The sequence below is a fragment of the Mariniflexile soesokkakense genome (assembly GCF_039650365.1).
Lineage (GTDB): Bacteria > Bacteroidota > Bacteroidia > Flavobacteriales > Flavobacteriaceae > Mariniflexile > Mariniflexile soesokkakense.
Map to the genome: position 1 here is coordinate 510,435 of NZ_JAZHYP010000002.1, position 11,921 is coordinate 522,355.

At 34.1% G+C, this 11,921-nt stretch carries 10 protein-coding genes and 1 tRNA gene; 4 read left to right on the forward strand and 7 right to left on the reverse strand.

Translation table 11 applies throughout. From position 1 onward, the window contains the following. Window positions 1–62: 62 nt before the first annotated feature. From VP395_RS05915 to VP395_RS05940, 6 genes are all read right to left on the reverse strand, one after another. Window positions 63–1,670: a UxaA family hydrolase gene (locus VP395_RS05915; protein WP_346240827.1), complete on the reverse strand. Its 1,608-nt coding sequence runs from the start codon at window positions 1,668–1,670 to the stop codon at window positions 63–65. Window positions 1,671–1,695: 25 nt separating this feature from the next. Next, entirely contained in the window at window positions 1,696–3,141 is a 1,446-nt protein-coding gene (locus tag VP395_RS05920; protein WP_346240828.1) for a tagaturonate reductase, read from the reverse strand. Between the two features lie 79 nt (window positions 3,142–3,220). Beyond that, window positions 3,221–4,519 (reverse strand): MFS transporter, encoded by a 1,299-nt coding sequence (locus VP395_RS05925; RefSeq protein ID WP_346240829.1) that lies wholly within the window; start codon window positions 4,517–4,519, stop codon window positions 3,221–3,223. A 57-nt stretch (window positions 4,520–4,576) separates the two neighbouring features. Then, entirely contained in the window at window positions 4,577–5,977 is a 1,401-nt protein-coding gene (gene uxaC / locus VP395_RS05930) for a glucuronate isomerase (RefSeq protein ID WP_346240830.1), read from the reverse strand. A gap of 18 nt (window positions 5,978–5,995) precedes the next feature. Then, on the reverse strand, window positions 5,996–6,787 hold the full coding sequence (locus VP395_RS05935) for a gluconate 5-dehydrogenase (RefSeq protein WP_346240831.1): 792 nt from the start codon (window positions 6,785–6,787) through the stop codon (window positions 5,996–5,998). Window positions 6,788–7,167: 380 nt separating this feature from the next. Further along, window positions 7,168–7,249 (reverse strand) — tRNA-Leu (locus VP395_RS05940). Between the two features lie 100 nt (window positions 7,250–7,349). On the opposite strand from VP395_RS05940, the gene VP395_RS05945 reads away from it, so the two are divergent. The 3 genes from VP395_RS05945 (at window position 7,350) to VP395_RS05955 (ending at window position 10,936) form a co-directional block, all read left to right on the forward strand. Beyond that, entirely contained in the window at window positions 7,350–8,738 is a 1,389-nt protein-coding gene (locus VP395_RS05945) for a dipeptidase (RefSeq protein ID WP_346240832.1), read from the forward strand. 108 nt (window positions 8,739–8,846) lie between these two features. Continuing rightward, window positions 8,847–9,707 carry a DMT family transporter gene (locus VP395_RS05950; RefSeq protein WP_346240833.1) on the forward strand — a complete coding sequence of 287 codons (861 nt, stop codon included), beginning with the start codon at window positions 8,847–8,849 and terminating at the stop codon, window positions 9,705–9,707. A gap of 128 nt (window positions 9,708–9,835) precedes the next feature. Continuing rightward, entirely contained in the window at window positions 9,836–10,936 is a 1,101-nt protein-coding gene (locus tag VP395_RS05955) for a DUF4407 domain-containing protein (RefSeq protein WP_346240834.1), read from the forward strand. Between the two features lies 1 nt (window position 10,937). Here the strand turns inward: VP395_RS05955 and VP395_RS05960 are convergent, their stop codons facing one another. Then, entirely contained in the window at window positions 10,938–11,216 is a 279-nt protein-coding gene (locus tag VP395_RS05960; protein WP_346240835.1) for an STAS domain-containing protein, read from the reverse strand. A 226-nt stretch (window positions 11,217–11,442) separates the two neighbouring features. Here VP395_RS05960 and VP395_RS05965 point away from each other — a divergent pair, with 226 nt between their 5' ends. Continuing rightward, a complete protein-coding gene (locus VP395_RS05965) occupies window positions 11,443–11,874 on the forward strand; it encodes a YybH family protein (protein ID WP_346240836.1) in 432 nt (143 codons plus the stop codon). Window positions 11,875–11,921: the final 47 nt, after the last annotated feature.

The following is an 11,921-nucleotide window of genomic DNA, read 5'->3' on the forward strand; positions in this document are numbered from 1 at the left end:
AGAAAAGAAAAAAAAACCAAGAAATAATTCTTGGTTTTTTTTTCTTTTCATTTGTTCACTTTTTATAAAGACACACCTCGTCTCCAAGGAATAAAATCGTTTTGATTTAATAACTTAGCTTTAGTTTGAACTTCGCCACTCGCTACTTTAATAATAAATCCAAGCATTTCATCAGCCATTTCTTCAATTGTTTTTTCACCGCGAATTACCGCTCCAGTCTCAATATCAATAATATCTGGCATGCGTTCTGCTAGCTCTGTGTTTGAAGATACTTTAATAATTGGTGCAATAGGATTTCCTGTTGGTGTTCCTAAACCAGTAGTGAACAAAACAACATTAGCCCCAGAACCTACCATAGCAGTAGTACTCTCTACATCATTACCTGGCGTACATAATAAATTTAAACCTGGCTTAGTAATATACTCACCATAATCTAAAACATCTTGTACAGGCGAAGTACCACCTTTTTTGGCAGCTCCGGCCGATTTCATCGCATCGGTTATCAAACCATCTTTAATGTTTCCTGGTGAAGGGTTCATGTCGAAACCTGAACCTGCATCTACCACAGATTTTTCGTAAGCTTTCATCAATTTTAAAAACTTCTCTCCTTTTTCATCTTCAACGCATCGGTTAACCAATTCTTGTTCTACACCACATAATTCTGGAAACTCAGATAAAATGGCTATACCGTTTAAAGCTGTTAACATATCGGAAACAGCTCCTAAAGTTGGGTTTGCAGATATACCAGAAAACCCATCTGAACCGCCACATTCCAAACCTACTCTTAATTTAGATAAGGGTGCAGGTTTACGTTGTACATTATTCGCCTTCTTGATAGCTTCAAAAGAATCTTTAACAATAGCTGATAACATCTCATCTACCGTTCCCATTTTTTGTTGCTCATAAATAATAACTGGTTTATTTAAGTTAGGATTGATGGTATTCAATGCCTCTTTAAACACACTTATTTGAAGGTTTTGACAGCCTAAACTCAACACCGTTGCACCTGCAACGTTTGGATTATTTACATAACCTGCTAATAATTTGGCTAAACTTTCAGAATCTTGACGGATACCGCCACAACCACCTGGGTGCGTGATGAATTTTACATCAATATTTTCGAATACATCACTTGAAGTTGGAGCCACTTCTGTTGCCTCGCTTCCTCCAACAAGTGAGCGCAGTAGCATTTGATGTGGGTTTACTTTTTGCTTTAAAAGTTCCTTTTCAAAAACTTCTTTTAAAATTTCAATGTTTCGGTTTTCACAGAACACTAATGGAAAAAACAACCACACGTTTTCAGTTCCTACTTGACCATCTTCTCTATGATATCCTAAAAAGGTTTTATCTTTCCATTTATCAACATTTGGTGCAGTCCAACTAAAAGTCTCTGTTCTACCAAATACTTTTTCACTTTGGTGCTTTACATTTTCAGTGGTTAAAACATCTCCTTTTTCAATAACGCCATTTGCAGAACCTACTAGGACGCCATACATGATAATTCTATCTCCAGAATCAAATTTTTCTAAAGCTATTTTATGCTTCGATTTTGTATCTGACAGTACTTTAACGTCTTGTCCTTCAAAAGGAATAACGTCTCCTGCTTTTAAATTGACTAAAGCAACTGCAACATTATCGGATGCATTTACTTTCATGATTTTCTTTTGCATACTACTAATTTAAATTAGTTCTGTTTTAAAACTTTTTGCTATAATTAGCAAATCCAGCTTCAATACCGTTGGCATCAATTTCTTTTAAAGCTAAGGCAACGGCCTGGGTAAGGTTTTCAACTTTTGTTAAATCTTCTCCCCAATAGTCTTCAATACTTAGTACATTTTTAGCAATTTCTGAATAATCGTTAGACTTCCAAATTTTTGCAAAGGTAGCAACAATATCATCACTATCTTGAACTGGTAAGGCTTCGCCATTCCATGTGCCTTTATAAAAACGTATCAAAGCAGCAAAAGCAAATGTTAGGTTAGTTGGCACCTTTTTGTGGATTTTCACATATCCAAGTAAACTTGGTAATACGCGTACTGCAAATTTAGAAATTGAATTTAAAGCAATACTTGATAAGTTATGGATAATGAATGGGTTTCTAAAACGGTCGAAAATTTCATCAGAGAAACTACTTAATTCGTCTCTATCCATTTCAAGGGTCTCGTTTATTTCACCAAATACTGCTTGGTTTATAAAAGGTCCCGTAAATTCGTTATCTACAGACTGTTTTACTGTTTTGTTTCCATACAGCAATGAAAAAGGCACCATAGCGGTATGTGCACCATTTAATATACGTACTTTTCTGGTACGATATGGTTGCATATCATCAACGATCTTAACATCTAAACTTGTTTTGCTAAATGGTAATTTCGCTTTTAAATCATCGCCACCTTCAATAACCCAAAGTAAAAATACTTCGGCTGCCACTATTAAATTATCTTGATAATCTAACTGAGCATTGTAAGCTTCAATTTCATCTTTTGGGTAACCTGGTACAATTCTATCAACCAATGTGCTGTGGAAAGCATTACTTTCTAGCAGCCATGTTTTGAAGTCATCACCTAAATTCCAATCGATTACATACTTTAATATAATTTCTTTTAAAGTTTCAGAATTGTGGTTAATTAATTCACAAGGAATGATAGTTAAACCTTTACTTGCATCGCCATTAAAATGTTTGAAACGCTCGTGTAAAAGCACTGTTAATTTTGCTGGAAATGAACTTGGAGGTTGCATTTCTGCCGTATCTGAACCTACATAAGCAATACCCGCTTCGGTAGTATTAGAAATAATAAACTCTAACGATGGTTCTTTAGCTAAACTTAAGTAATCTTGAAAATTAGCATACGGATCTACCGCTTTTACGATGTTGGAAATTAATTCAACATCTTGAATTTCCTCCCCTTTTTTAACACCTTTCATAAAAAGTGTGTACAGGCCATCTTGATCGTTTAGCATATTTACCAAACCTCTATCAATGGGTTGCACTACCGCAATACCAGCGTTAAAATCGGCAACTTTATTCAGCTCTTGAAACGCATATCCTATAAAAGCTCTTAAGAAATTACCTTCTCCAAATTGTACTATTTTTATTGGAAGTTTTTCTTCCAATCCAACATTTTTTCTATTTAATTTTTTCACTTTATGTTGTGTGTTTATTTTTATCTATTATAATTTTTATAAAACATCTAAATAAGAAATCTTCGTTTTGAACAATAATCTATACTTCAATAGGCTTTAAGTTCTCATCTAAAGGAGTCATTTTAGGCATTAACAAGTGCACTAAACCAAGAATGACTAGATAACATGAACCTGCAATTAGGAAGGCCCAAAAATAGCCTGTATTACCTGCTTGGTCTAACACTGAGCCTAAAGCAAAATCTGCAATAATACCTGCTACGGCACCAATCATCCCACCAATTCCAACCACTGAAGCCGTTGCTTTTTTAGGAAACACATCTGAAGCTAAAGTAAAGATGTTGGCGGACCACGCTTGATGACCTGCTGCTCCCAACCCTATTAAGAAAATAGCCAACCATTTGTTATCAGTTACGGCTACAATAGCAACTGGTAAAATAATTAACGCACATATCAATAGGGTAATTTTACGTGCTTTATTAATAGACCACCCTTTTTTGATAAATGCTCCAGAAAGATAACCTCCCAAAATACTGCCTCCATCAGCCATAATATAAATTACAAAGAACGGTAACGCTATGTCATGAATATTGACTCCGAAAGTCACTGCCAAAAATTTTGCTCCCCAGAAAAGATAGAACCACCAAACGGCATCTGTTGTTTTTGCTAGAGCAAAAGCCCAAGTCTGACGTTTATTAAGAACAGCTTTCCAAGGTAACTTTTCTTCGTTTTCAGCACTTGAGTCACTTTGTATGTAGGCTAATTCCTCTTTAGTTACATGAGGATGAACTTCAGGTTTTTTATACATTCTGACCCATAAAAATACCCAAAGGGCACTAAGTACTCCTGTAATTAAAAATGGAATTTGCCAGTTTTTTCCATCTTCATGAACAATCCATCCAACAACAAAAGGCGCTGCAATGGCACCAATACTTGTCGCTGCATTAAAAAGTCCAGTAGCAAATGCACGATCTTTTTTAGGAAACCATTCTGCTGTCGTTTTTATAGCTGCGGGAAAGTTTCCAGACTCTCCAAAACCAAGACCGAATCTTGCCGCTGCAAACCCTATAACACTCCATCCAGGACGAACTGCGGCGTGCAACATACCGAAGAAACTCCAAAGACCAATGGATAAGATATATCCCTTTTTTGTACCTAAGCGGTCAATTAAACCGCCCATTGAAAGCATCCCGAAAGCATAAGCAACTTTAAAAGAGATCATAATATTGGCATAATCCTTATTTGTCCATCCGAACATTTTTTCTAATGTTGGCGCCATTACACCAATAATACTTCTATCAAAGTAATTAATAGTGGTAGCAAACATTAACAATGCTAAAATTCTATAACGATAGTTGCCTATCTTTTGCGTTTCATTCATAATTATTAGTTTAATTCTTGTTAAGTATTCCTTTAGTTGGTAAAGTAATAATTTTATTTAAAATTTAAAGTATTCTTTTGCATTGTTGTAGCTGATATCAGAAACCATTTTTCCTATCCACTCCATATCATTAGGCAATTCGCCTCTTTTTATTTCATCGCCTAAAAGATTACAAAGAATACGTCTGAAATACTCATGTCTTGGGAATGACAAGAAACTTCTAGAATCGGTTAACATCCCTACAAAACAACTAATTAGACCCATATTAGACAGTGCGTTCAATTGTTTTATCATACCGTCTTTTTGGTCTAAAAACCACCACCCGGAACCAAACTGTACTTTACCTTTCACACTTCCATCGTTAAAGTTACCAATCATGGTAGCCATAACCTCATTATCAGCAGGATTTAAGTTGTATATAATGGTTTTTGTTAGTTTATCTTTGCTATCTAAGGCGTTCAAGAAAGCGGATAGTTTCTGTGCTTGTGGATAATCGCCAATAGAATCCCATCCTGTATCTGGCCCTAAAATGCGGTGCATGCGTGCATTGTTATTTCGTAAAGCACCTAAATGGAATTGTTGTACCCAACCAAATTCATGATATGTTTCACATAAAAACACCAAAATAGCACTTTGAAATTTTAGAGCTTCCTCATTTGAAATAGCTGTACCTTCTCTTTTCTTAGCAAAAATTGACTTTACATCACTTTCGGTATAATTTTCAAAATAAATTTGATCCAACCCATGGTCGCAAAGTTTGCAACCGTTAGCATTAAAAAACTCTATACGTTTTCTTAAAGCACTTAATAAATCATCATAAGAATTAATTGAACTACCTACTACATTTGCAAGAGAATCCAGATATGAATTATAACCATCCGCATTAATTAAAATGGCTTTATCTGGTCTAAAAGCGGTACTAACTTTTACGTTAAAATCGCTTTTTGCCAATTGCTGATGGTACTGTAAATTATCTATAGGATCTTCAGTAGTACATACCAATTCAGCGTTTGCTTTTTGCAACAATTGGCGACAACTGTAATGCCCAGATGTTAATTTCTCTTGAGTTTGTTCCCAAATTTTCTCAGCCGATTTTTCATTTAACAACTCATTAATATCGAAATACCTTGCCAGTTCTAAATGCGTCCAATGGTACAATGGATTACGCATAGTATAAGGAACTGTTTTTGCCCAATTTAAAAATTTGTCTTTATCAGAGCCATTCCCAGTAATAAATTTCTCGTCAACACCCAAAGTACGCATAGCACGCCATTTATAATGGTCGCCATTAATCCAAACATTCGTAATGTTATCAAAGGTTTTATCCTCTGCTATTTGTTGTGGTGGTAAGTGATTATGATAATCTATAATCGGCTGATTTTTAGAATAATTATGATATAATTCTTCAGCGTATTTATTCTCTAATAAAAAGTTGTCGTGAATAAATTTTGTACTCATTTTATATTTTATAAAATATTAATTTTCATTTGAAGGTTTTCCTATTGTAGCTAAAATTCCACCATCAACATACACAACATGGCCGTTAACAAAATCGCTCGCTTTTGAGCTTAAAAAGATAGCAGCCCCTTGCAAATCGTCTGGATTTCCCCAACGTCCAGCTGGTGTTCTTCCGATTATAAATTCATTAAACGGATGCCCATCTACTCTAATAGGAGCTGTTTGACTGGTTGCAAAATACCCAGGACCTATACCGTTTGTTTGAATATTAAATTTAGCCCATTCTGTAGCCATGCTTCGGGTTAGCATTTTTAAGCCCCCTTTAGCAGCGGCATAGGCCGAAACAGAATCTCTTCCTAATTCACTCATCATGGAGCATATATTTATTATTTTTCCTCCTCCTCTTTTAATCATACTTTTTGCTACATGTTTTGAAACAATAAAAGGACCGACTAAATCAATTTTAATCACTAATTCAAAATCAGGAACTTCCATATCAACAATTGGTGTTCTTTTTATAATCCCAGCATTGTTTACCAGAATATCTATTGGTCCTACTTCTGCCTCAATCTTAGCAATAGATTCTATTACAGCTTTTTCATCTGTAACATCAAACACATAGCCAAATGCATTTAATCCAGCAGCCTTATACTCTGCTACAGCACTCTCTAAACTATCTTTAGAGTTGTTATTTACAACAATAGTTGCACCGGCATTTCCTAATCCTTTAGCCATGGACATTCCAAGACCGTGAACAGCACCAGTTACTAGAGCTATTTTACCAGTTAAATCGAATAAGTTAATTGACATATTTTTGTTATTATATTAATTCTTGATAAGTGTTAAATCCTTTAGAATCTTGAAAACCTCAAGATAACTACAAAGCTACAATTAATTTATACTTTAAAAAAATACTTTGTAATCGATTGCACAAAAATAATAAAAATATTCTGAAATACTAATTTTATTAAGTGAATCCTAAAAAAATTAAACCTAATACATTTATAAAATTTTTCGAATTTAGGTTAAATTATGTTTATGGGTATCCTGTACTGTACCGCTTAACCTACTCAAAATACATCTTTAAGCTTTAATCATCCTTTATGCAACATATTTTAAGGATGATAACAATTGATATATGTCTTGAAAATAAAAAAGCCGAATCTTTCAATTCGGCTTTTCCTTTATAGTGCGGGCGGGGAGACTCGAACTCCCACACCTCGCGGCACCAGATCCTAAGTCTGGCGTGTCTACCAATTCCACCACGCCCGCTAAAGGTGTGCAAATATAAACAAGATTTTTAAATTGCAAACTTCCAACGGCCAAAAACATTCTTTTTTTTATATTTTTGAAGTAATTATAAAAATACTTAATGAATAATATACAATCTTACATCAAGGAACATAAAGAACGATTTATATCTGAACTTGTAGAATTACTTAAAATACCATCTATTAGTGCTGATTCTGCTTATAAAAACGACGTTTTAAAAACTGCCGATGCAGTTAAAACAAGTTTAGAAAAAGCTGGTTGTGATAATGTCGAAATTTGCAAAACCGATGGATACCCTATTGTATATGGCGAAAAAATAATTGACAAAGCCCTCCCAACAATATTAGTTTACGGACATTACGATGTACAACCACCAGATCCAATAAGCTTATGGGACTCGCCGCCTTTTGAACCTGTTATTAAAAAAACAGATTTACATCCAGAAGGTGCTATTTTTGCTCGTGGTGCTTGTGATGATAAGGGACAAATGTACATGCACGTAAAGGCATTGGAATACATGACAGTTACCAACCAACTGCCTTGCAACGTAAAATTTATGGTTGAAGGAGAAGAGGAAGTTGGCAGTTCTAATCTTGCTGTTTTTGTAAAAAATAATCAGGAAAAATTAAAAAATGATGTTATTTTAATTTCCGATACAGGCATGATTGCGCAAGATGTACCGTCAATCACTACTGGATTACGTGGCTTAAGTTATGTAGAAGTGGAAGTTACTGGTCCTAACCGTGATTTACATTCTGGTTTATATGGCGGTGCGGTTGCAAACCCCATCAACATCCTAACTAAAATGATTGCATCACTTCATGATGAAAACAATCACATCAACATTCCAGGATTTTACGATAAAGTTGAAGAACTTTCAAAAGAAGAACGTGCAGAAATGGCAAAAGCACCTTTCAACCTAGAAAATTATAAAAAAGCATTGGATATTGAAGCTGTTTATGGCGAAACTGGTTATACAACCAATGAACGAAACGCTATAAGACCAACTCTAGATGTTAATGGTATTTGGGGCGGTTACACAGGTGAAGGTGCCAAAACCGTTATTGCAAGTAAAGCATTTGCAAAAATATCCATGCGTTTAGTTCCGCATCAAGATTGGGAGGAAATTACCCAATTGTTTAAAACTCACTTCGAAAGCATTGCCCCAAAAGGCGTTACCGTAAAAGTAAAACCTCACCACGGTGGACAAGGTTACGTAACCCCAATTGATAGTATTGGTTATCAAGCTGCCAGCAAAGCATATCAAGATACTTTTGGAAAAACCCCCATACCACAACGTAGCGGTGGCAGTATCCCAATTGTTTCATTATTTGAACAAGAACTAAAAAGTAAGACTATTTTAATGGGCTTTGGGCTAGATAGTGACGCTATACACTCACCAAACGAACATTTTGGCATTTTCAATTATTTAAAAGGCATCGAAACCATTCCGTTATTTTATAAATATTTTACCAAACTTTCAAAATAATATGGGCGTTACCACAAGGGTCGCGCTATCCACTATTAGTTTTGGCTCGATGCTTCCGCTCGCCAAAAGCTAACCGTTACTATCGCTAACGCAACCTAGCAACACACCATGAAAAACCAACACAGCAACCACTTAATTCAACTTACACTAGCCACTTTTTTTATTAGTACATCGGGTGCATTAGGTAAATATATAGATATGCCAACCTCCGTAATTATTTGGTGGCGATGTATTTTAGGTGGTTTGTTTTTATTTACATTTTGTAGTTACAAGAAAATCAACCTTAAAATTTATTCAAAAAAAGACCTGCTACCCATTATTATAAGCGCCATTTTAATGGGAGGGCATTGGATTACTTATTTTTATGCTCTAAAGCTTTCAAATGTAGCATTGGGCATGTTATCGCTATTTGCATATCCCATATTAACAGCTTTATTAGAACCGTTTTTTATTAAAGTGAAATTCGACCCCATATATATTGTATTAGGAGTTATGGTGTTGTTGGGCATATACATTTTAGCCCCAGAATTTAATCTGGAAAGCAGCTATGTACAAGGTGTATTGTTTGGTTTACTATCTGCTCTTTTTTATGCATTACGCAACATTATATCTAAAAAACTTACCAACATATATAACGGAACCAGCATTATGCTTTATCAAGTAATGATACTCTCCATTGTCTTAATGCCCACATTGTTTTATTTGGACACTTCTGGTATTAAAACCCAATTTCCATTTGTTATTATGCTCGCACTTATAACCACAGCTATTGGGCACACCATGCTGGTAAACAGTTTAAAACATTTTTCTGTAAGTACGGCCAGTATTATTAATAGCACCCAACCCATTTTCGGAATCATCATTGCTTTTTTCTTTTTAAATGAAATACCAACTTTAAACACCTTTTTAGGTGGCTCACTAATTCTTGCTACGGTAATTATTGAAAGTGTTCGGTCTAGAAATAAGTAGATACAATTCATTTGTTTTATCAGACTTCACAGGTTTCTAAAACCTGTGAAGTCTTTTTTATTGATTTAATGTAACAAATTGACTGTCTTAACGTTCTAATAGACAATCATCAATCAAAATCAATAATCATGTTAAAACATTTTTTTATTATCTGCTCAGGTTCGGATACCGATATTTTAAGCAGCTGTTCTAAAGGCGAACAAAATAAATATGCAGGCATAGGTGCCACTGTATTTTTTACAGCTATCATGGCGTTTATTGCTGCTAGTTTTGCTCTATATACGGTTTTCAACAATCTTTATTCAGCTATCTTTTTCGGGTTTATTTGGGGGCTTCTTATTTTTAATCTAGACCGTTATATTGTTTCAACCATCAAAAAAACTGGAAACGTTTTGGATGAACTCATACAAGCATCTCCCAGAATTTTGTTAGCTGTTATTATAGCCATCGTTATTTCAAAACCACTAGAATTAAAGATTTTTGAGAAAGAAATTAATCAGGTGCTTTTAGAGCAAAAAAACGACTTAACATTGGCTAATAAAATCCAAATTTCGAAACAATTCAACCCAACCATTGAAAATTTAAACAAAGATATTAGTGCTTTACAACAAGAAATTATTACTAAAGAAGCCGAAGTTAATGCACTTTATGATACTTACATAACCGAAGCCGAAGGAACAGCAGGAACCAAACTATTAGGTAAAGGACCTGTTTACAAAGAAAAAAGAGACAAACACGATGCGCTATTAGCAGAATTACAACTACTTAAAACTAAAAATAAAACAAAAATCGAAGCCTCTGAAAAACAAATAACAGCACTAAAAATTGGTTATGAAAACCAAATTATAAGCACACAACCCATCATCAATAATTTTGATGGGCTAATGGCGCGTGTAAATGCCTTGAACAAACTGCCTTGGCTTCCGTCATTTTTTATTTTCCTTTTATTTATCGCTATTGAAACCTCTCCAATTTTCGCTAAATTATTGTCACCAAAAGCTGCTTACGATTATAAATTAGAAGATGAAGAAACCGCCCTAAAAACAAACGTTGCTCAAAATATAAGCCAAAGAGAAGTGATGTTAAAAGCTGATTTTGCTATTAACGACCGTATTTATAAAGATTTAGAAAACGAAGACGAACTATACACCTACAAGCGCACAAAAGCGAGGGAACTTATGCAGCTTCAAGCAGACGCCTTCTATAAACAACAAAAAAATATATTATAAATTATGCAGCTATTTCCGTTTTGAAATGATTGTATAAATCTTTGCAACCCAAACCAACAATAGACAAGTTTTTGTTTTTTGCAATAGCTTCTCTATAAAGTGCTGTTAAAGCATTAACAGCAAAACGGTCCATACTATAAACATCTTCAATACTTATAGTTACTGATTGTTCTTTCTCAAAAATGTTTTTAAATTCACTTTGAAACACCCCTAAATTATCTTTGTTTAGTGTCCCTTTAATTTTAAAAAAATTGTTGCAGTTTGAAATTTTTAAATCCATAATAAGTTATTTAATTTGATTAAACAATAAATTTAGGCTATCAATCAATTAGTTTATTATCAAGTAAATATAAACACTAAAAGTCTATTACCATTATTTTTTCGATAAATCGATTTTAACTTTAGATTAACAAAAATTATATGCTAAATTAATCGATGAGTAACACTTTTTAAAATAAACAATTCGCTATTTTTACCACCATTCAAAAAAGAGAAACACCTATTTTATGAAAAAATTTATATTTCTAATTTGCTTTATTTCTGCTTTTAGTTTGTTTGGACAAACTACTGAACAAAAAGATAAAGATGCGATTCAAGCTGTTTTAAAAGCACAGCGCATAGCATGGTCTAAACATAATATTGAAGAATTTATGGAAGGCTACTGGAAAAGCGACTCACTTAAGTTTTATGGTGCAAATGGGATTACTTATGGTTGGGAAAACACCCTTATACGTTATGAAAAAAGTTATCCTACCGAAGCACATACTGGCAAATTAAGTTATAAAATAAACGACATAACTAAAATAAGTGACGGTGCTTATTTTGTTTTAGGAGAATACCATTTAAAACGTGACGTTGGAAATGCCGATGGTATTTTTATGCTTGTTTTTAGAAAAATTGAAGGCGAATGGAAAATTGTTGCTGATACTTCTTGTTAATTTAGTTTGAATTACGGTATCGCTTAGAAGTTACCAATACATTTCTA

Excerpts from the sequence above, each read along its gene's own strand:
- VP395_RS05965 (WP_346240836.1), top strand. The coding sequence starts at position 11,443 with ATGAAAAAATTTATATTTCTAATTTGCTTTATTTCTGCTTTTAGTTTG.
- VP395_RS05950 (WP_346240833.1), top strand. The coding sequence starts at position 8,847 with ATGAAAAACCAACACAGCAACCACTTAATTCAACTTACACTAGCCACT.
- VP395_RS05925 (WP_346240829.1), bottom strand. The coding sequence starts at position 4,519 with ATGAATGAAACGCAAAAGATAGGCAACTATCGTTATAGAATTTTAGCA.
- VP395_RS05935 (WP_346240831.1), bottom strand. The coding sequence starts at position 6,787 with ATGTCAATTAACTTATTCGATTTAACTGGTAAAATAGCTCTAGTAACT.
- VP395_RS05945 (WP_346240832.1), top strand. The coding sequence starts at position 7,350 with ATGAATAATATACAATCTTACATCAAGGAACATAAAGAACGATTTATA.
- uxaC (WP_346240830.1), bottom strand. The coding sequence starts at position 5,977 with ATGAGTACAAAATTTATTCACGACAACTTTTTATTAGAGAATAAATAC.
- VP395_RS05915 (WP_346240827.1), bottom strand. The coding sequence starts at position 1,670 with ATGCAAAAGAAAATCATGAAAGTAAATGCATCCGATAATGTTGCAGTT.
- VP395_RS05960 (WP_346240835.1), bottom strand. The coding sequence starts at position 11,216 with ATGGATTTAAAAATTTCAAACTGCAACAATTTTTTTAAAATTAAAGGG.
- VP395_RS05955 (WP_346240834.1), top strand. The coding sequence starts at position 9,836 with ATGTTAAAACATTTTTTTATTATCTGCTCAGGTTCGGATACCGATATT.